This is a genomic window from Massilia agilis (assembly GCF_024756255.1).
Classification (GTDB): Bacteria; Pseudomonadota; Gammaproteobacteria; order Burkholderiales; family Burkholderiaceae_D; genus Telluria; species Telluria agilis.
The window spans coordinates 319,050-340,079 of record NZ_JANUHB010000005.1 but is presented as its reverse complement, the minus strand read 5'-3'; the positions used below and the strand labels follow the sequence as shown (position 1 = coordinate 340,079).

The following is a 21,030-nucleotide window of genomic DNA, read 5'->3' as shown; positions in this document are numbered from 1 at the left end:
CGGGCTCTCGAGCCCACGCGCCGACACGTGCCGGCTGCAACCGCGTGGGCTCGAGAGCCCACCCTACCGGGCCATCGCCAGCTCAGAGTTTGCGGTGCTTGAGCGCCGGCAGGCTTTCGCGCACGCTGGCCAGCACCGCGGCGTCGATGTCGCCCGCCACCACGCCCTCGCCTTCGCGCAGCACCGCCTTGACCTCGCCCCACGGGTCGATCAGCATGCTGTGCCCGAAGGTGCGGCGGCCGTTCTTGTGCGTGCCACCCTGGGCCGAGGCCAGCACGTAGCACTGGTTCTCGATCGCGCGCGCGCGCAGCAGCACCTCCCAGTGCGCCATCCCCGTGGTGTGGGTGAACGCGGCCGGCACCACGATCAGCGCGCACTCGCCCATCGCCCGGTACAACTCCGGAAAGCGCAGGTCGTAGCACACCGACAGGCCAACCCGCCCGAACGGCGCCTCGAACGTGCCCACCGCTTCGCCCGGCACGATGGTGGCCGACTCGTTGTACGATTCGCTGCCCTTGGTGAAGCCGAACAGGTGGATCTTGTCGTAGCGCGACACCTGCTTGCCCTGCGGGTCGTACACCAGCGTCGTGTTGAGCACCTTGCCTGGCTCCCCGGACACCAGCGGCAGCGTGCCGCCGATCAGCCAGATGCCGTGCTCGCGCGCGGCCTGCGCCATGAAGCGCTGGATCGGCCCGTCCCCCGCCTGCTCGGCCTGCGCGACCTTGTCGGCGTCGCGCATGCCCATGATCGGCCAGTATTCCGGCAGCGTCACCAGCCGCGCGCCGCGTCCTGCCGCATCCTGCAAAAGGCGCGCCGCGGTGGCCAGGTTCTCGCTCACGTCGGGGGTGGATACCATCTGTACTGCGGCAACGAGCGTCATGGGGACTCCTTGTTGGTGGTGGCCTGCTGCTGGCCCTGTTCCTGGTTGCTGTCCAGGCGCGTGATGGTCGGCGACTTCCACGGCCCGGTCACCTGCAGCTGGTAGGTCAGCGCCTTCATCACCGGCGCGCGGATGAACAGCTGCGCCAGGAAGCTGCCCAGCCCGATCACCGGGTTGACCGCGAGCGCATACACCAGCGGGCCGGTGCCGAGGTTGAACTCGGGGATCACCACCACGTGCAGGTTGGTCGATTCGTTGGCGATGTCGGCCGTGCCATCCATCAGCACCGTTGCCGCCACGCCGCGCATCTTCAGATTATCCGTCTTCACCACGCCGCGCGTGATGGCGGCGTTGGCGGTGATCGCATCGAACGCCAGCCCTTCGGCGAACACGTCGTGGAAGTCCAGCTTGAGCAGGCGCGGCAGGGCCTGCAGGCTGAGCACGCCAAGCAGCTTGGCCGCGCCCGGGTCCTGCTTGAGGAACTGGCCGTCCTCCACGTTCATCTGGATCTTGCCCGACAGGCTGGGGATGTCGAGCGAGTACGGCAGCCCGTTCCAGGCGATGTCGCCGGAGAGCTTGCCCTTGCCGTGCTTGAGCGTCTCGGGAAAGCCGAGCCGGTCGAGCAGCTTGCCCGCGTCGTTGATGTCGAGCGTGAAGTTCATGCCCGTGTTGCTGTTGCCCTCGCGCGTGAGCCAGCGCCCGGTCGCGCGCAGCACGCCGTCCGGGTTGGACAGCGCCAGCCGGTCGATGCGCCACTCGCGCCCGGCCGCCGCCCCCGCCGCGACGTTGCTGGCGTTGAGCTCCAGGCGCCCGAACTGCTTGTTGAACAGCTCGAACCGGTCGGCCACGATGTCCAGCGCCGGGATCGACGAGGCGTGCGGCTTGTCCGGCACCAGCAGGTCCTTGACCTCGTTCGCGGCCGATTCCGGGATCACCAGCGAGGCCAGGCGCGCGGTCACCTTGCCCAGCCCCTGCCCGGTGGGCGACTCGTCCCAGGTCAGGTAGCCGACGATCTGGCGCGCGTGGATGCTGGCCTGCCAGCTGGCCTTCTGGTGCGAGGCGCCGACCACCACGTCCACCAGCTTGCGCTCGTCGAACATCAGCTCCGAGGCGCGCGCCGCGACCGTGTCCGGCACCACGTACTGGGCAAAGCCCGACGAGGCCGTGGCGCTCGCCGTGCCGGAAGCATCGGCCTTGCCGTCGCTGCCGGCCAGCTCGTTGCCAAGGGCGACCCAGCGGTCCACGTCCAGCGCCTTCATGTTCACGTTCAGCATCATGCCGCTGTCCGGCTCCGGCGCCGGCAGGTTCACGCCGATGCCGCCGCGCTTGACCAGCCACGGGCCGCGCCCCTGCTTTTCGCGCAGGTAGCGCGCCGCCACCCCATTGCCAAGGCCGATGCGGATCTCGTCGCGCGCCACGCCGGCGTCGTTGGCCGGGCCGCCGGCCAGCACGAAGTGCAGCGGCAGCGCGTCGCCCGCCACCTTGTTCAGGGGCGCCGGCAGTTCCATGCCCAGCCCGGCCAGGTTCGAGTCCAGCGTGACCGTGTGCTGGCGGTCCTTGACCACCACCGTGCCAGTGTAGCGCGTGCTGCCCGACAGGTGGCGACCCAGCCGCTGCAGCGCCGGCTCCGGCGCGGTGCGGCGCATGCCCTCGCCGGCCAGCGTGCCGGCCAGCCGCACCACGATCGCGCCGTCGCGCTGGGTGCCGCCGGACACCGCCAGCGGCGCGCCCAAAAAGTTACCGGCCACGCCGGAGAGGTTGAAGCCGCGTTCGTTGAATTCGATCTTCCCGTTCGAGCCGGCCAGGGGCGGCAGTTCGGGGAACAGCGTCACCTCGTTGCCCTGCAGCGCCAGCGCGCCCTGCACCTTCGTCTCCGGCAGGTGGTCGAGCGGCATGTGCAGCTTGAGCGCCAGGCGCGCATTGCCGGCCGCGCGCGTGTCTTCGGTGAAGTGGCCGATCCATTCGAGCACCGGGCTGGCCGCCACGTAACGCAGGAATTCCTGCAGCGGCGCGGCCGCGCTGCCGTCGATGTCGAGCATCAGTTCGGGCGCGCCCAGGTCGGGGATCACCGCCTTCACGTTCGACAGCGCCACGCCCAGCGTGCGCAGGTTGTCGCCGCGGATCTCCATGCGCGCCCGGTCGAACACGATGCTGCCGTTGATCTGCTCGGCCAGCGGCCACAGCGGCGCCTTGCCGTCCGCCGCCAGGTGTCCCGGCGCGTATTCGAGCCGACCGTTCTCGATGCGGCCGGCAGCGCGGAACTCGCCCGCCGCGCGCTCGGCCGCATTGTCGGCGCGGAACGGGAAATGCGACAGGTCGCCGCGCAGGCGCAGCGCCGCGTTCTGCAGGGTGCCGCCCTGCAGCGCCCCGGTCAGCCACTCGCGCAGGTGCGGCGGCGTGGCCAGCGGCAGGAAGCGCCCCACCTGGTTGATCTCGAAGCCGTCCACGGTGGCGGCGAAATCGGCGCTGCCCGGTCCCTTGCCGGCGCCAAGCGGCAGCACATGGTGGCCGGACAGGGTGGCCTTGAGCTGCCCCTGCTCGGCATGCAGGCTGTCCACCTCGACCAGCAGCTGGTCCTGCTGCGGATACGACCAGCGCGCCTGCAGCGCCACTTTATCGAACGGCATCGCGGGGTCGGCAAACCAGGCCGGCATGTACAGCACCAGCTTGTCCGAATCGAGCTGCACGTTGCCGCCGCGGTCGCTGGCGTCGATGCTGCCGGTCAGGTTGTCAAAGCCCGGCAGGGCCGGTTGCGCCGGCTGCGCGGGCAGCGTGCCGCTGGCCGGCTGGGCCGGACGCGCCGCCTGCGGCTTGAGCGACAGGTTGGCGACCTTGCCGCGCACCCGGTAGCTGCCCAGGTCGGGATAGTGCCCCTCCCACTGCGCCGTCACATCCTGCAACTGCCCGCGCGGGGCAAAATCGGCCAGCAGCTGGCGCTGCGACGGCGCCAGCGGCAGGTCGGCGGCCAGCTTGGCCAATGCCGCCAGGTCGAGCCTGCGCGCCTGCACCTCGGTCTGTTCCGGCTTGCCGCGCGCGGCCGGGCGCCAGGTTTCCGTCACCGTGGCCGGCGGCAGCAGCACCCCGTCGCGGGTGGCGACGGTGAAATCGGTCAGGGCCAGCGAGTGGCCGTTGGCGCCAAAGGTCGGCTTGCCGTCGCCCTCGCCGGGCTTGAGCGTTTCGGAGGCGGACAGGCGGCCGGACACGCGCGCCAGCTCCAGCGGCGGCAGGTCCGGCCGCAGGCGCGTGGACACGCCGGCCAGCGCCACGTCGGCGGTGAACCCGGCCAGACGCGCGTGGTCGAGGTTGATCCAGGCGCGCACCGAGCCGCGGCCCCGGTTCAGCTGGAACGGGTAATCGACGTATTGCTGCCATGCCGCCAGGTCGGTCTCGCGCATGTCGGCGTACAGCTCGCCCTTCCAGCGCGCGATGTCGGTCGGCCGCCCGAAGCTCGGATGGGTGAAGCGCGCACGCACGTCGAGCGGCTGGCCGAGCGCGGCCGGCGGCGTGGCCTTGAGCGCGAAGCGGTGGGTATTCCAGTGGTTCTGCAGCACCAGGCTCACGCCGGACAAGGCCAGCTCGGGCGCGCCGCGCGCCTCGTCGGTCCAGTGCAGGCGGCCTTCGCGCAGCACGATCTCGCGCTGGCGGAACAGCCAGTCCGGCCCGCTTGGCGCGCCCGGCTTGCCCTGCTCCAGGCGCACCCCGGCCACGAACAGCGTGCCGTCGGGCGTGCGCCGCACGTCCAGCTCGGGCCGGATCAGCTCCAGCGACTCGAAGCGCGGTTCGGCCGCGAACACACTCCACCATGACAGCGTGGCCGACACCGACGGCAGCGCCAGCAGCTGCCGGCCCTGGCGGTCATGCAGCGACACGTCGCCCAGGAACAGGTTCGGATGCAGCCCGTGCCACGATGCATACAGGCGCGAGATGGTGACCTGGTTGCCCAGCACCCGGCTGGCGGCGCGCTCGACATCGGGCTTGTAATAGTCGATGTTGGGCAGCACCGCATAGCGCAGGAACAGGAACAGCGCGGTGAACACGAAGTACACCAGCAGCACCAGCTTGAGCGTAAAGCCCAGCACGTGGTGCGACGCGCGGTTCGCATAGCGGTACGCCGCGCGCAACCGGCGCCAGCGCTCGGCGAGCGGCAGGTGCTCGTGCGCTGTCTGCGGGTCCGGATTGTGCATCAGGTTGCTAATAAAAAGGCTCGCCGTTTAATAATTCCTGAATAAGAGAGCGCTTGCAACATTCGCGGCGTCTACCTTACCATCATGCTGACCCCAGCCAGCATGGCGGGCAATTCTACCGCATAGCACGCCTGCCGGAACGCATTGTTTTACACTTCAGGCCCACCCATGAATGTTCCATCTCCGGCGTGCGCGTCGCGCTTTTATCAACGCTGGCTCGCCGCTGATCCGGCACGGGGGCCGCAAGTCGCTCAGCTGGCCCAATTATCGCTGGCTTCCCTCGATTTCGGCGCGGTATTGAAGCCAGATCTTGCGGCCGGCCTGCCGCTGGTGCGGGCGATGCGCCGCCTGCGCAATTTGTTACTTTCCGCAATCATCCGGCGCGACCTGGAGGGCCAGGCCGACCTGGACGAAGTTGTCACCGCGATCACCCGCTTTGCCGATTTCGCCATCCAGGCCCACCTGGCCGAACTGATGGACGACATGGTGGCCGCGCACGGCCAGCCGGTTGGCGAGGAATCCGGGCGGGCCCAGCAGATGATGGTGCTGGCCATGGGCAAACAGGGCGGGTTCGAGCTCAATGTGTCGTCCGACATCGACCTGATCTTCGTCTATCCGGAAGACGGCGAGACCGCCGCCGGGCCCGGCCAGCGCCAGCTGTCCAACCACGAGTTCTTCGTGCGCCTGGGGCGCAAGCTGATCGCGGCGCTGTCCGAAATCCTTGAAGATGGCTTCACCTTCCGGGTGGACATGGCGCTGCGCCCGAACGGCAAGTCCGGGCCGCTGGCGGCCAGCCTGGCCATGGTCGAGGAATACCTGGTGGTGCAGGGCCGCGAGTGGGAACGCTATGCCTGGGTCAAGGCGCGCGCCGTCACCGGCGACGCTGCCGACATCGCGGCGCTGGACGCCATCGTGCGCCCGTTCTGCTACCGGCGCTACCTGGACTTCGGCGTGATCGACGCGATCCGCAACATGCACGCCCAGATCCGCGCCGAGGTCGGCCGCCAGGAACGCCTGCACCCGGAGCGCAGCAACAACGTCAAGCTTGGCCGCGGCGGCATCCGCGAGATCGAGTTCCTGGCCCAGGTGTTCCAGCTGATCCGCGGCGGGCGCGACCCGGCCCTGCGCGAGCGCTCCACCCGCGCCACCTTGCGCTTGCTGGCCGAGCGCGAGCTGATGCCCAGGGAAGCGGTCGATGGCCTGCTGGCCGCCTACACCTTCCTGCGCAACCTCGAACACCGGCTGCAATACCTGGAAGACGCCCAGACCCACAGCCTGCCCGCGAATCCGGACGACCAGATGGTGGTGGCGCGCATGATGGGCATGCCCGACGTGGCCACCCTGCTCGATGCGCTGGAACGCCAGCGCGCGTTCGTGGCCGCCCAGTTCGACGACATGTTCGCCGACCCCGAGCCGAGCGCGGCGGAAACGCCCGAGGCCGCCGTGGTGATGGGCGAGGCGGCCGACCGCGACGCGATCGCGCAGCACCTGGCCACGCTCGGCTTTGGCGCGCCGCAGGATGCGGCCCAGCGCCTGGCCGGCACGCTGCAGTCGCCGCGCCTGCAGGCCCTGCCCGAGGCCAGCCGCAACCGGCTCGCCAGCCTGGTCAACGCCGCCCTGCCCCAGGTGGTGGCGGTGGTGCGCGAGGCCGGCGTGGGGGTTGACACCGCCACCCTCGGCCGCCTGCTCGACTTCTTCGAGGCCATCGCGCGCCGCTCGGCCTACCTGTCGCTCCTGACCGAGTACCCGCACACGCTCGAGCGCGTGATCCGCATGTTCAACGCCAGCGGCTGGGCCGCCACCTTCCTGACCCAGCACCCGATCCTGCTCGACGAGCTGCTCGACGACCGCGGCGGCGCCGCCGACGAGATCCCGCTCCTGGCCGCGCGCCTGGACGCCGAGCTGGAAGGCGCGCTGGGCGACACCGAGCGCCAGCTCGACATCCTGCGCGAAACCCACCACGCCCAGCTGTTCCGCCTGCTGGCACTGGACCTGGCCGGCGAGCTGTCGGTCGAACGCCTGGCCGACCACCTGTCGGCGCTGGCCGACGCCATCGTCGCCGCCGTCGTCAAATGGGCCTGGCGCACCATCGCCACGCGCCACCGCGAGGAGCCCGCGTTTGCCGTGATCGCCTACGGCAAGCTGGGCGGCAAGGAGCTGGGCTACGTGTCCGACCTGGACGTGATCTTCCTGTTCGACGACGACGACCAGGACGCGCCCGCCAACTACGCCAAGCTGGCGCAGCGCTTCATCACCTGGATGACCAGCCACACCCCGGCCGGCATCCTGTTCGACATCGACACCGCGCTGCGCCCGGACGGCGCCTCCGGCATGCTGGTGTCCTCGGTGGCCGCGTTCGAGCGCTACCAGGAAAAGTCGGCCTGGGTGTGGGAGCACCAGGCGCTGACCCGGGCGCGCTTTTGCGCCGGCGAACCGGCCATCGGCGCGCGCTTCGAGGCGATCCGCGAAAGCGTGCTGCGCCAGGACCGCAGCGCGCGCGAGGCCGAATTGCGCGACGAAGTGCGCAAGATGCGCCAGCGCATCCACGACGCCCACCCCAACCCCAGCGCCCTGTTCGACCTCAAGCATGACGCCGGCGGCATGATCGACATCGAGTTCATGGTCCAGTACCTGGTGCTGCGCCACGCCCACCAGCACCCGCAACTGACGGCAAATTCGGGCAACATCGCGCTTTTGCGCCTTTGCGGCGAGCTCGGCCTGGTCGATGCCGCGCTCGCGGCAGCCTGTGCCGATGCCTACCGCGCGCTGCGCCGGCTGCAGCACCAGGTGCGCCTGCAAGGGCAGGACAACGCCCGCGTCGAGCCGTCCCTGGTGGCCGGCCACGCCGCCGCCGTGGTGGCGCTGTGGCGCCAGTGCCTGGGCGAACCTGCCGCCTGAATCCTCCACTCCGGGATGTGTCGGCCGGAACTGTTGTTTTCCGGCCATCAAGCATTGCCAATTTATTGACACGGGTCAATACGTGATGATCTGATACATACACGTCTTTACCCCCACTCAAGAAGCCTCACCGGCGTCTTGGGTGGTCATTTGGCGTGTGTTGTAGCAAACCCAATAAGACGCATTCCGGCACGACCGGAACGCACCACAAACCCGGAGATTACATGCAACAACGTACCAAGATCGCAATGGCCGTGGCCGTCGCACTGCACTCCCTGGCCGCCTTCGCGCAAACCGACAGCAATGTCGCCCGCGTCGAAGTGACCGGCTCCCGCATCCGCCAGGTGGACCTGGAAACCGCCCAGCCGGTTCAGGTGATGACCCAGGAACAGATCCAGAAGAGCGGCCTGATCACCGTCGGCGACATCGTCAACAACCTGTCCTCGGCCGGCACCCCGGCGTTCTCGAAGGGCTCGACGCTGACCTCGAACCGCGAGCAGGGCGGCCAGTACATCAACATGCGCAACCTGGGCGCCAACCGCCTGCTGGTGCTGGTCAACGGCAAGCGCTGGACCTCGACCGTGGCGGGCTACACCGACATGTCGACCATCCCGGCGTCGATGATCGAGCGCATCGAGATCCTGAAAGACGGCGCCTCGGCGATCTATGGTTCGGACGCGATCGCCGGCGTGGTGAACGTGATCCTGAAGAAAACGATGGAAGGCGGCATGCTGTCCGTCTACCAGGGCCGCAACGAAAAAGGCGACGGCAAGAGCAACGACTATGCGCTGTCCTACGGCGCCGGCAGCGACAAGGCCTCGATCATGTTCGCGCTGTCGCACACCGAACAGGGCGTGGTGTGGGCCAATGCACGTCCGGAAACCGCTTCCAGCTACGGCCCGGCGCACACCGCCGGCGCCGGCGGCACCGGCCCGTGGGGCCGTATCCGCGCGGTCAGCGCCAGCGGCGGCGCCACCGGCATGAACATGTACCTGAACCACACCGGCGGCTGGCTGGGTGACGGCACCGGTTCCAATTCGCGCGATCCGGCCAGCTACCACACCTTCACCGGCGCCGACGCGGACACCTACAACTCGACCGACGAGATGATGTTCACCATGCCGACGCAGCTGAACAGCATCTTCACCAAGGGCTCGATCGAACTGCCGTACAGCATGCGCCTGACCACCACGGCGATGTACACCGAACGCAGCTCGTCGCGCCAGAACGCCGGCTATCCGCTCAACTCGATGACCCAGAGCAAGTACCCGGTCTACATCGACAAGGACAGCTACTACAACCCGTACGGCAACCAGGTGGCCGGTGCCGGCAAGGGCCAGGACCTGTTCTTCTACCGCCGCACCATCGAGGTGCCGCGCGTGACCGACAACAAGAACCAGACCCTGCACATCGACGCCGTGCTCGAAGGCGAATTCAACGCCCTGGGCAAGACCTTCAACTGGAACGTCGGCTACAACCACAGCGCCATCACCGGCAACGTGTTGCAGACCGGTAACCTGAACCTGCTGGCCCTGAAGAAAGCCCTGGGCCCGTCGTTCAAGAACGCCGCCGGCACCGTCCAGTGCGGCACCCCGGCCGCCCCGCTGTCGCTGACCGAGTGCGTCCCGTTTGACATCCTGGGCGGCCCGTCGGCCTCGAGCCAGGCAGCGCTGAACTACGTGATGTCCACCGGCCAGGCCACCTACGGCAGCAACGTGGACAGCGCCACCGCCGACATCACCGGCGAGCTGTTCAACCTGCCGGCCGGCGCCGTCGGCTTCGCCGCGGGCGTCGAGCACCGCACCCAGAAGGGCTACGACCGTCCGGGCCAGTTCGAGCAGTCCGGCTACTCGACCGACCTGGCCGGCAACGCCACCACCGGCAAGTACACCGTCAAGGAAGAGTACCTCGAGTTCAACGTGCCGCTGCTCAAGGGCGTGCCGTTCGCCGAGCTGCTGTCGCTGGACCTGGCCAGCCGCCATTCGGACTACTCGAACTTCGGCACCACCACCAACAGCAAGGCCAGCGTGATGTGGAAGCCGATCAAGGACCTGCTGGCGCGTGCCACCTACGCCCAGGGCTTCCGCGCCCCGACCCTGAACGACACGTTCGGCGGCGGCTCGCAGTCGTTCGACAGCTACCTTGACCCGTGCGACACCAAGTTCGGCGCCGCCGCCAGCGATCCGGCCGTGCTGGCCCGCTGCCGCGCCGCCGGCGTGCCGGCCAACTTCCGCCAGCTGGGCCAGTCGGGCACCCCGATCACCAGCGCCGGCGCGCAGACCCCGTTCCCGTTCAACACCGGCGCCGGCAACGACGCGCTGGAACCGGAAACGGCGACCACCAAGACCGCTGGCCTGGTGTTCAGCCCGGCGTGGCTGCCTGGCTTCTCGGGCTCGGTCGACTACTACGACATCCACGTCAAGAACCGTATCACCGGCGTCTCGGCCACCTACGAGGTCAACCAGTGCTACGTGAACGGCGTGCAGTCGTTCTGCGACAAGTTCAAGCGTGATCCGGTCACCGGCATGATCACCAGCCTGAACCGCGGCAACGCCAACCTGGGCGAACTGGGCACCAAGGGCGTGGACCTGACCGTCGCCTACCGCTTCAAGCGCACCAGCTACGGCCAGTTCAACCTGCGTTCGGAGTCCACCTACGTCAAGAACTACAGCATCAAGAGCACCGCGACCTCGGACTGGGTTGACTACGCGGGCGAATTCGGCATTCCGAAGTGGAAAGCCAACTTCTCGCTCGACTGGAACCTGGGCAACTGGAGCGCCACGCTGGCTACCCGCTACTACAGCGGCGTGAAGGCCCAGTGCTGGGATTCGACCACCGAGTGCAACGCACCGACCGAGCGCGCCAGCTGGGGCCCGAACGTAAACCACCTGGGTGCCGAGATCTACAACGACCTGTCGGTGGCCTACGCGTTCCCGTGGAAGGGCAAGCTCCTGGTCGGCGCGAACAACGTGTTCGACAAGAAGCCGCGCGTGAACTACAGCGCTGCAAGCGGCCTGGGCGGCACCTCGTCGGGCGCTTCGGTGGACCCGGAACGTCCAATCGACCGCTTCTTCTACGTTCGCTACAACCAGGCATTCTGATCCCGGCGGGCCACCCGGCCCGCTTGGCGAACGCCTCCTGAAAATGCCCGCCGGCGCCCTGCCGGCGGGCATTTTTTGTCATGCAGATGTCACGTTTGAACCTTCCCGGCCGGACTCGTCAAGTGGAATTCCGTGAGTATTTACGTACATACGCCGATTCGCAACAGTTGTGCATTTTCACGCGAGTTCCGTTGACAGCATGCCACCCCGAGTGATTCCATTGTTGGTTTGAAAAAATTGCTGAACGCTAATTCAGTAATTTCTTCGAAAACAACTCGCCAAAAGCGACCCGATGCGGCGGCTGACATAGGCTGCCGCCGTTTTTACCTAGGAGTTTGCAAAATGATGGAAAAAATCTTGTCCCGGTCGATCCGCGTGATCTGCCTGGGCGGCATGGCCCTCGGCATGCAGGCGGCATACGCGCAAGAAGCGCAGCCGCAATCGATGCAGCGCGTCGAAGTGACCGGTTCGCGCATCCGCGCGGTGGACCTCGAGACCTCGCAGCCGGTCCAGGTGATGACCCAGGAACAGATCCAGAAGTCGGGCCTGGTCACCGTCGGCGACATCCTGAACAACCTGTCGTCGGCCGGCGCCCCGGACTTCTCGAAGGGTGGCTCGCTGGTGTCGAACCGTGAAAACGGCGGCCAGTACATCAACCTGCGCAACCTGGGCTCGAACCGCCTGCTGGTGCTGGTGGACGGCAAGCGCTGGACCCAGACCGTGGACGGCTACACCGACCTGTCGACCATCCCGTCGTCGATGGTCGAGCGCATGGAAGTGCTGAAAGACGGCGCTTCGGCCGTGTACGGCTCGGACGCGATCGCCGGCGTGGTCAACATCATCCTGAAGAAGAAGATGGAAGGCGGCCAGCTGTCGGTCTACGAAGGCGCCAACCAGAAGCACGGCGACGCCAAGGCCAAGGACTTCTCGCTGACCTACGGCGCCTCGAACGACAAGGCTTCGCTGATGTTCGGCCTGTCGCACACCGAGCAGGGCGTGGTGTGGGCGAACTCGCGCGACATCACCTCGACCTCGTACGGTCCGGCACACGCCACCGCCGCCCTGGGCACCGGCCCGTGGGGCCGCATCGCCGGCGTTTCGGCCAGCGGCGGCGCCGACACCTCGGTCATCAACCAGGTCCTGAACCACACCGGCACCTACGATGGCGTGGGCACCGGCTCGAACTCGCGCGACCCGAACAGCTACCACAAGTACACTGGCGCCGCGGCTGACAAGTTCAACTCGACCAGCCAGATGATGTTCAACATGCCTAACCGCCTGGACACCATCTTCACCAAGGGCGTGGTCAACCTGCGCGACGACCTGCGCTTCACCACCACCGCGATGTTCTCGCAGCGCACCGCCGAAGCCACCGTGGCCGGCTACCCGCTGAACTCGACCTCGCAGAGCACCTACCCGGTCTACGTCGACAAGGACAGCTACTTCAACCCGTACGGCAACCAGGTTGCCGGCGCCGGCAAGGGCCAGGACCTGTACTTCTGGCGCCGTACCATCGAAGTGCCGCGTAACACCGAAAGCGAAAACCGCACGCTGCACATCGACGCCGGCTTCGAAGGCGAATTCGCAGTGCGCGGCCTGCCGTGGAACTGGGATGTGAACTACAACCACAGCGCCGTGACGGGCTCGACCCTGTCGACCGGCAACCTGAACCTGGTCAACCTGAAGAAGGCCCTCGGCCCGTCGTTCATGAACGCTTCGGGCGTGGTCCAGTGCGGCACCGCGGCCAAGCCGGTCTCGCTGACCGAATGCGTACCGTTCAACATCCTGGGCGGCCCGTCGGCCTCGAGCCAGGCTGCGCTGAACTACGTGATGTCGACCGGCCAGGCTACCTACGGCAGCACCGTCAACAGCGCCACCGCCAACATCGGCGGCGAACTGTACACCCTGCCGGCTGGCCCGCTGTCGTTCGCCGCAGGCTACGAGCACCGTTCGGTGTCCGGCTACGACCGTCCGGGCCAGTTCGAGCAATCGGGCTACTCGACCGACCTGGCTGGCAACCCGACCTCGGGCAAGTACAACGTCAAGGAAGCCTACGCCGAGCTGCGCATCCCGGTGCTGGCCAAGCAGTTCCTGGCCGAGAAGCTGGTGTTCGACCTGGCTACCCGCCACTCGGACTACTCGAACTTCGGCTCGACCAACAACAGCAAAGTCAGCTTCGAATACAAGCCGGTCAAGGACCTGCTGACCCGCGGTACCTGGGCCCAGGGCTTCCGCGCACCGTACGTGGGTGACACCTTCGGCGGCGGCCAGCAGTCGTTCGACACCTACCTGGATCCGTGCGACACCAAGTACGGTTCGGCAGCCAAGGATCCGGCCGTGGCCGCGCGTTGCGCCGCCGCTGGCGTGCCGGCGAACTTCCGCCAGCTGACCCAGACCGGCACCGCGCTGACCAACCCGGGCGGCGCACAAGGCGCCTACCCGTTCCAGGCCGGCGCCGGTAACGCCAACCTGCAGCCGGAAACCGCCTACACCCGCACGGTCGGCTTCGTGTACAGCCCGTCGTGGCTGCCGGGCTTCTCGGGCTCGCTGGACTGGTACCGCATCAACATCAACAACCGTATCACCAGCGTGTCGGCAACCTATGTCGCCAACCAGTGCTACGTGGCTGGTGTGAACACGTTCTGCGGCTCGATCAAGCGTGATCCGATCACCGGTGAAATCACCTCCCTGGCACGCGGCAACGCCAACCTGGGCAAGATGGAAACCGAGGGCCTGGACCTGTCGCTGGACTACCGCTTCCCGCGTTCCAAGTACGGCCAGTTCACGATCCACAACGAGACCTCGTATGTTGACTCGTTCAAGATCAAGAGCACCGATACTTCGGACTGGCAGGAATACGCCGGCGAGTACTTCTACAACCGCGTGAAGTCGAACACCCAACTGAACTGGACCCTGGGCAACTGGGGCGCCACCTGGGGCGTGCGCTACTACAGCCCGACCAAGGACCAGTGCTGGGATACCGATATCGAGTGCTCCAACCCGGGCATGAAGGCATCGTGGGGCACCGACGTGAACAAGATCGGTTCCGTCATGTACCACGACCTGAACGTATCGTACAAGACCTCGTGGAACGGCAAGATCATGGCCGGTATCAACAACCTGTTCGACAAGCAGCCGCGCATCGTGTACCAGGCCGGCGCCCAGTCGTCGAGCTCGTCGGTTGATCCGGACCAGTCGCTGGGCCGCTTCTTCTACGTGCGTTACAACCAGTCGTTCTGATCGGGCGGGGCCGCAAGGCCCCTCCAGTGAACAGCTGACCGATGCCCGCCCGGCTTTGCCCGGCGGGCATTTTTCTTTGCTGCGTCCCCCAGCGATGAAGCCTTGCCGCCGGTCCTGATCAGCGCCCGCCTGCGCCTGCTACACTTCGTTCATGCGGAGCAGGAACAAAATGTCTCACCCCGACAGGAGCGGCACATGGTGTGGTTTGTGTTGATGGGAATGGCTGGCGCGGGACTCGGCTACATGTCGGCCAGCATGGGCGTGCTCGCGGGCACCGTGTCCGGTTTGTTCATGGGCGCCCTGATCAAGGCCATATTCGCGCGCCTGCGAGCGGGTGGCGGGGCCACCGGCGACGACGCCTGGGGCATCGATTGGGGCAGCGGCGACAGCGACTGCGGCGACGCCGGCGGCTGCGACGGCGGTGGCGACGCCGGCGGTGGCGACTGAAAGAAAAAGGCCCGCCAGGGCGGGCCTCGAACCGGAGCGCACTCCCCGCGGGGAGTGCTTTCCGTCAGCTTAGAACTCGTATTCCGCGCCGATCTTCACCGAACGCGGACGCAGTGCGTAGGTCGTGCTGCGCAGGTCGATCGGGGCCGACTGCAGCAGCGCATTGCGGATGTTCATGGTCAGGCGCAGGTTCTTGAACCCGGTGTACACGAAGTTCAGGTCGGTGCGCACGTCCGCACGACGGTAGCAAGGATAGTCGGCGCCCGGCTTGATGCGCGCCGTGCAGCCAGCCTCGTTCCAGGTCGTCACGTCGGTCTCATCGTTGTTGAGCGCCGTTGCCGAGCTGCGGCTCACACGCATCGTGGTGGACAGGTCGCCCTTTTTCCAGTTGGCGGAGAACACCGAGACCAGCCGCGGGCTGCCGCGCAGACCGATGATGTTCGGGCGGTAATCCTGCGTGTCCGGATCCCACTGGCGATAGCTCAGGTTCAGCGTATTGGTCATGCCCAGGTTCAGCACGCCATAGCTGCCGAAATTCACACGCGTGGAGGCGTCGAAGTCGATGCCCGAGGTCTCGGTCTTGCCGAAGTTCTCGTACTGGATCAGCAGCGACTGCACGGTGCCGGCAGTGAAGGCCAGGTTGGCGCCCGGCGAGAGCTCGTTGGCACGGGCGGCCAGGCGCATGTCCTGCTCGCTCACCGGGTTACGCACCAGCAGCTTGGCGTAGTCCGGGTTCGACTCGCGCTGCAGCACGTACGACGGGCCGCGGTACGAAATCTCGTTGCGGCGTTCGATGCGCCAGTAGTCCACCGCGAAGTTGGTGTTCTTGATCGGCTCGAACACGAAGCCCAGGGTCAGGCTGCGCGAGGTTTCCGGCACCAGGTTCTTGTTGGCCGAGATCATCGCCGGGATCGAGGTCAGGCAGCCCGAGTTGTAGGCCGTGGTCGCATCGCTCTTGTCGGTCGAGTTGCCGCCCTTCAGGATGTCACGGATCGCGGTCGCGGTGTCGCAACGCTTCGGGTCCAGGGTGCTGTTGAAGAAGCCGGTCAGGCCCACCTTGCCCAGCGTTTCCGGGATGTTCGGGGTGCGGAAGCCGCCTGCCATCGTGCCGCGCAGCATCAACGACGGCGTGGCCACGTACTTCAGGCCAACCTTCGGCGACACGTGCGAATCGAAGCCGTCCGCCTTGTCCAGGCGCACTGCCGCTTCCGCTTCCAGCTTCTTGGTCACCGGCGCGCTCAGCTCGGCGTACAGGGCCGACAGGTTGCGCTGGCCGTCGATCCACAGCGAGCCGCGGCCGACGATCTGGGCGTTGACCACGTTGTCGGTGGACTTGACGTACATGTGCTCGCGGCGGAAGTCGCCGCCCACGGCGAACGACAGCGGGCCGGCCGGCAGCTGCATCAGCTCGCCGCTGATCTTGGCGTCCGCGAAGTCCTGCGAGCTCTTGCCGTCGGTACCGGTCGTCGGGAACATACGGTCCAGCAGGTCCTGGGTGTTCGGGCCGCCGATCTTGTACTCGCCGCTGGCCACGGCCGCCGGGAACGCATCGCGGTCAGGACCACGATCGCGCGACTTGGCGTCCGCGCCGATCCGGCCGGCCGCCACTTCCCACTCCCAGCCGTTGCGCAGCGAGCCATTCAGGCCGGCCATCACGCGGTACTGGTTGGCGGTGGTCGGGGCTTCCCACATGCCCACGTTGTCCATGAAGCGGTAGTCGATACCCACCGGGAACGAATACGGGTTGGCCGGGTTGCCCACGCCCAGTTTCGGCTTGGCCACCGACTGCGAGATCTTCTTCAGGCCGTCGAACCAGGTGCTCGGGCTGCCGGCGGAGTTCGCGTACGGCAGCGGATGGTAGGTGGTCTTGGTGCGCGAGTACGACACCTCGGCAAAGGCGCGCAGGTCGTTGTTGATCTTCAGGCGCCCCTGGCTGAAGAAGTTCACGCGCTCGGCCGGGTCGCTCCACGGGTTGATGCCGTTCAGGTCGCTCGTGCACAGGCCGCCGGAGTTGCGCTGCGCCGCCGGGCACGAGGCCACCGCGGTGCGCACGGCGGCGTGGCCGGCGCCGGCCGGCTCGTTCAGGTTGCCGGGGAACGAATACACGCTCGGGTCGCCGAACGCCGGGCTCACGTACTGGCGGAACCAGGCCGGGTAAAAGCCCATGACGTCGGACACATACACTTCCTTGCGGCGGTACAGTTCGAGGTTGGCGAACACGTTGTAGCCGTCGCGCTCGAGGTCGCCCTTGCCGCCGAGGATGGCGGCGGTGTCCTGGCCGCCGTAGTGGTGGCTCTCGTTGCGCTCGGCGCTGCCGGACACGCGCACGCCTTCATAGGTGTTGCGGGTGATGATGTTGATGACGCCGGCCATCGCGTCCGAACCGTACACCGCGGACGCGCCATCCTTCATGATTTCCACGCGCTCGACGGCGTCGGCCGGAATCGCATCCACGTTCACGAAGGTGGTCTGGCCGCCGTCCGCATAGGCGTAGTTGGACACGCGGCGGCCGTTCACCAGGACCAGCGTGGCGGCCTTGCCCAGGCCGCGCATCGAGGCGCCGGATGCGCCCTTGGCAAAGCTGGTCTGGCTGCCGTCATCCTTGAGGGTGCCGGAATCAAAGGCGGTGATGGTATCGAGCACCTGGCGCACGGTGTTGGCGCCGGTCGCCTTGATGTCTTCCCGCTTGAGCACTTGCACCGGCGAGGCGGTTTCGCCGTCGATGCGCTTGATGTTGGAGCCGGTGACGATAACGCGCTGCATGCTACCGTTGTTCGTGTTGTCGTCGCTGGTCTGGGCGAACGCCAGCGGCGCTGCGCCAAGCGTCAGCGCGACCGCGATCACGCTGCGTTTCAAAGTGAATTGCATTTCCACTGTTTTTGGTCTCTCTGAGGTCAGTTGTTTTGCTCTTGGTGCACGTTGCTCATGACAACGGCGCCCGCCAGTCTCTCAGAGACAGCTGCATCGCGGAAACATTTTCTTACATATGTATAGACATCCTTCACTTTCTGTTGTTTTGACAATACATATTTATACAAAGGTATTCTGGTGCTGGCGGCAAAAAAAAAGAGGCGCCAATGTCGCCATTGGCACCTCTTCTTCACCGCGCGCAAGCGCGCGGGTGCGGGATTACTTCGCGTTCATCAGCGCGACGGTGGTGTCGAGCATGCGGTTCGAGAAGCCCCACTCGTTGTCGTACCACGACGACACCTTCACCAGGCGGCCCGACACCTTGGTCAGGGTCGCGTCGAAGTTCGACGATGCCGGGTTGTGGTTGAAGTCCACCGACACCAGCGGCTCGGTGTTGTAGGTCAGGATGCCCTTCAATGCGCCTTCCGAAGCGTCCTTCATGATCTTGTTGATCTCTTCCACCGTGGTGTCGCGCTTGGCGATGAACGACAGGTCCACGATCGACACGTTGATGGTCGGAACGCGGATTGCGTAGCCGTCCAGCTTGCCGTTCAGCTCAGGCAGCACCAGGCCGACCGCGGCGGCGGCGCCGGTCTTGGTCGGGATCATCGACATCGTGGCCGAACGGGCGCGGCGCAGGTCTTCGTGCATCACGTCGGTCAGCACCTGGTCGTTGGTGTAGGCGTGCACGGTGGTCATCAGGCCGGTTTCCAGGCCGATGGTGTCGTTCAGCGGCTTGACCAGCGGTGCCAGGCAGTTGGTGGTGCACGAGGCGTTCGAGATCACGGTGTCGGTGCTCTTGAGCACGTTGTGGTTCACGCCGTACACGACGGTCGCATCGACGTCCTTGCCGCCCGGTGCCGAGATGATCACCTTCTTGGCGCCGCCCTTCAGGTGGGCCGAGGCTTTCTCTTTGCTGGTGAAGAAGCCGGTGCACTCGAGCACCACGTCCACGCCCAGCTCGCCCCACGGGATTTCAGCCGGGTTGCGCTGCGCGAACACGCGGATCTTGTCGCCGTTGACGATCATGTTGTCGCCTTCGACAGCGACGGTACCCGGGAACTTGCCGTGGGCGGTGTCATAGCGCGTCAGGTGGGCGTTGTGCTCGGCATTGCCCAGGTCGTTGATCGCCACGATCTGGATGTCTTGCTTCTTGCCGCCTTCGTAGAACGCGCGCAGGATGTTGCGGCCGATGCGGCCATAACCGTTGATTGCGACTTTGATCGTCATTCTTAGCTCCTGATTAAAAAAAACTGTGGGCAGCTGCGTCAACCGTAGGGTGGGCACTTGTGCCCACGCTGTGTTCAGGCGCCGCGTGCTCGCGCGTGGGCTCGAGAGCCCACCCTACCATTCAACCGATAACCGACTTGACCTTGGCGACCACGTTCTCGACCGTGAAGCCGAAATACTTGAACAGTACGCCCGCAGGCGCCGATTCGCCGAAGGTGTCGATCCCGACGACCGCGCCGTCGAGTCCAACGTACTTGTACCAGAAATCAGTGACGCCTGCTTCGATGGCAACCCGAGGCGTGCCGCGGGTCAACACGCTGGCCTTGTAGGCCGCATCCTGGCGCTCGAACACGTCGGTGGACGGCATCGACACCACGCGCACCGCAATGCCTTCGCCCGCCAGCGCGTCCGCCGCCTTGATGGCCAGCTCCACTTCGGAACCGGTGGCGATCAGGATGGCTTTGGCGTCGGCCGCGTCGCGCAGCACATAGCCGCCCTTGGCGATGTTGGCCACGGTCTGTGCGTCGCGCTCCTGGAACGGCAGGTTCTGGCGCGAGAAGATCAGGGTCGAGGGGCCGTCGTGGCGCTTGACCGCCGCGCCCCATGCCACCGCCGACTCCACGGTGTCGGCCGGGCGCCAGTTGTCCAGGTTCGGGATCAGGCGCAGCGACGAGACGTGCTCGATCGACTGGTGGGTCGGGCCATCTTCGCCCAGGCCGATCGAGTCGTGGGTGAACACGAAGATCGAGCGGATCTTCATCAGCGCGGCCATGCGCAGCGCGTTGCGGCTGTAGTCCGAGAAGGTCAGGAAGGTCGCGCCGAACGGGATGAAGCCGCCGTGCAGGGCCACGCCGTTCATGATGCCGGCCATGCCGAACTCGCGCACGCCGTAGTTGATGTGGTTGCCCGGCACGCCCGAACGCACGGCCTTGCATTCTTTCCAGTTGGTCAGGTTCGAGCCGGTCAGGTCGGCCGAGCCGCCCAAGAATTCCGGCAGCGCCGGGGCCAGCGCCTGGATCGCGTTCTGGCTGGCCTTGCGGGTGGCGATGTTTTCTTTCTTCTCGATGCAGGACGCGACCGCGGCGGCCAGCACTTGCTCGAAGTTGCCCGGCAGTTCGCCCTTCATGCGGCGCTCGAATTCGGCAGCCAGCTGCGGGTACTGGGCACGGTAGCCGGCGAACAGCGCGTTCCACTCAGCCTCGACCTTGGCGCCGCGCGCCTTCGCGTCCCAGGCTTCATAGATCGGGGCCGGGATGTCGAACGGGACCGCGTCCCAGATCAGGTGCTGGCGCACGGCCGCGATTTCCTTGTCGCCCAGCGGCGCGCCGTGCACCTTGTCGCCGCCCTGCAGGTTGGGCGAGCCCTTGCCGATGATGGTCTTGCAGCAGATCAGGGTCGGCTTGTCCGAGGTCTTGGCCTTGGCGATCGCGGCGTCGAGCGCGGCCACGTCATGGCCGTCCACGTTGCGGATCACGTTCCAGCCGTAGGCCTCGAAGCGTTTCGGGGTGTCGTCGGTGAACCAGCCTTCCACCTTGCCGTCGATCGAGATGCCGTTGTCGTCGTACAGCCAGACCAGCTTTTTCAGGCCCAGGGTGCCGGCCAGCGACGCCACCTCGTGCGAGATGCCTTCCATCAGGCAGCCGTCGCCCAGGAAGGCGTAGGTGTGGTGGTCGACGATGTCAAAGCCCGGACGGTTGAATTCCGACGCCAGCAGCCACTCGGCCAGTGCCATGCCCACCGAGTTGGAGATGCCCTGCCCCAGCGGGCCGGTGGTCGTTTCCACGCCCGGGGTGATGCCCACTTCCGGGTGACCCGGGGTCTTCGAATGCAGTTGGCGGAAGTTGCGGATCTCGTCCATCGACAGGTCGTAGCCGGCCAGGTGCAGCAGCGCGTAGTGCAGCATCGAACCGTGGCCATTGGACAGCAGGAAGCGGTCGCGGTTGGCCCAGTGCGGGTTGGCCGGGTTGTGGCGGTAATGACCGTCCCACAACGCAACCGCGATCTCGGCCATGCCCATCGGCATGCCGGGGTGGCCCGAGTTGGCCTTCTGGACAGCGTCCATCGCCAGCGCGCGGATCGCATTGGCCATCAGGGTGGTGGTTTGGGTAGGTTTCATGGATGCGTAAGTCTGGATTGGAAA

9 protein-coding genes are annotated in these 21,030 nt (G+C 66.6%); 4 read left to right on the top strand and 5 right to left on the bottom strand.

Going from position 1 to position 21,030, the window contains the following annotated elements; all coding sequences use genetic code 11:
- Nucleotides 1–82: 82 nt before the first annotated feature.
- Nucleotides 83–880 (bottom strand): carbon-nitrogen hydrolase family protein, encoded by a 798-nt coding sequence (locus NX774_RS20210; protein WP_258824072.1) that lies wholly within the window; start codon nucleotides 878–880, stop codon nucleotides 83–85.
- Nucleotides 877–5,064, bottom strand: a complete 4,188-nt coding sequence (locus tag NX774_RS20205; RefSeq protein WP_258824071.1) for a YhdP family protein — start codon at nucleotides 5,062–5,064, stop codon at nucleotides 877–879. Before NX774_RS20205 ends, NX774_RS20210 begins: the two co-directional genes overlap by 4 nt.
- A 168-nt stretch (nucleotides 5,065–5,232) precedes the next feature.
- Between NX774_RS20205 and glnE the strand changes: the two genes are divergently transcribed.
- The 4 genes from glnE (at nucleotide 5,233) to NX774_RS20185 (ending at nucleotide 14,750) form a co-directional block, all read left to right on the top strand.
- Entirely contained in the window at nucleotides 5,233–7,962 is a 2,730-nt protein-coding gene (glnE, locus tag NX774_RS20200; protein ID WP_258824070.1) for a bifunctional [glutamate--ammonia ligase]-adenylyl-L-tyrosine phosphorylase/[glutamate--ammonia-ligase] adenylyltransferase, read from the top strand.
- Nucleotides 7,963–8,186: 224 nt separating this feature from the next.
- Nucleotides 8,187–11,063 (top strand): TonB-dependent receptor domain-containing protein, encoded by a 2,877-nt coding sequence (locus tag NX774_RS20195; RefSeq protein ID WP_258824069.1) that lies wholly within the window; start codon nucleotides 8,187–8,189, stop codon nucleotides 11,061–11,063.
- A 342-nt stretch (nucleotides 11,064–11,405) separates the two neighbouring features.
- Complete coding sequence (locus NX774_RS20190; protein WP_258824068.1) at nucleotides 11,406–14,303, top strand: TonB-dependent receptor plug domain-containing protein; 2,898 nt, start codon at nucleotides 11,406–11,408, stop codon at nucleotides 14,301–14,303.
- Between the two features lie 195 nt (nucleotides 14,304–14,498).
- Entirely contained in the window at nucleotides 14,499–14,750 is a 252-nt protein-coding gene (locus tag NX774_RS20185; RefSeq protein ID WP_258824067.1) for a hypothetical protein, read from the top strand.
- A 69-nt stretch (nucleotides 14,751–14,819) separates the two neighbouring features.
- On the opposite strand, the gene NX774_RS20180 is transcribed toward NX774_RS20185, so the two are convergent.
- From NX774_RS20180 to tkt, 3 genes are all read right to left on the bottom strand, one after another.
- The gene (locus tag NX774_RS20180; protein WP_258824066.1) at nucleotides 14,820–17,618 is read right to left on the bottom strand and encodes a TonB-dependent receptor plug domain-containing protein; all 2,799 of its coding nucleotides are present in this window, start codon (nucleotides 17,616–17,618) and stop codon (nucleotides 14,820–14,822) included.
- Nucleotides 17,619–17,879: 261 nt separating this feature from the next.
- Entirely contained in the window at nucleotides 17,880–18,890 is a 1,011-nt protein-coding gene (gene gap / locus NX774_RS20175; RefSeq protein WP_258824065.1) for a type I glyceraldehyde-3-phosphate dehydrogenase, read from the bottom strand.
- A 121-nt stretch (nucleotides 18,891–19,011) separates the two neighbouring features.
- Nucleotides 19,012–21,006, bottom strand: a complete 1,995-nt coding sequence (gene tkt / locus NX774_RS20170) for a transketolase (RefSeq protein ID WP_258824064.1) — start codon at nucleotides 21,004–21,006, stop codon at nucleotides 19,012–19,014.
- Nucleotides 21,007–21,030 lie beyond the last annotated feature (24 nt).

What these genes read in the sequence shown, in the direction of transcription:
- NX774_RS20210 (WP_258824072.1), bottom strand. Translation starts at nt 880, where the DNA reads ATGACGCTCGTTGCCGCAGTACAGATGGTATCCACCCCCGACGTGAGC.
- NX774_RS20205 (WP_258824071.1), bottom strand. Translation starts at nt 5,064, where the DNA reads ATGCACAATCCGGACCCGCAGACAGCGCACGAGCACCTGCCGCTCGCC.
- glnE (WP_258824070.1), top strand. Translation starts at nt 5,233, where the DNA reads ATGAATGTTCCATCTCCGGCGTGCGCGTCGCGCTTTTATCAACGCTGG.
- NX774_RS20195 (WP_258824069.1), top strand. Translation starts at nt 8,187, where the DNA reads ATGCAACAACGTACCAAGATCGCAATGGCCGTGGCCGTCGCACTGCAC.
- NX774_RS20190 (WP_258824068.1), top strand. Translation starts at nt 11,406, where the DNA reads ATGATGGAAAAAATCTTGTCCCGGTCGATCCGCGTGATCTGCCTGGGC.
- NX774_RS20185 (WP_258824067.1), top strand. Translation starts at nt 14,499, where the DNA reads ATGGTGTGGTTTGTGTTGATGGGAATGGCTGGCGCGGGACTCGGCTAC.
- NX774_RS20180 (WP_258824066.1), bottom strand. Translation starts at nt 17,618, where the DNA reads ATGCAATTCACTTTGAAACGCAGCGTGATCGCGGTCGCGCTGACGCTT.
- gap (WP_258824065.1), bottom strand. Translation starts at nt 18,890, where the DNA reads ATGACGATCAAAGTCGCAATCAACGGTTATGGCCGCATCGGCCGCAAC.
- tkt (WP_258824064.1), bottom strand. Translation starts at nt 21,006, where the DNA reads ATGAAACCTACCCAAACCACCACCCTGATGGCCAATGCGATCCGCGCG.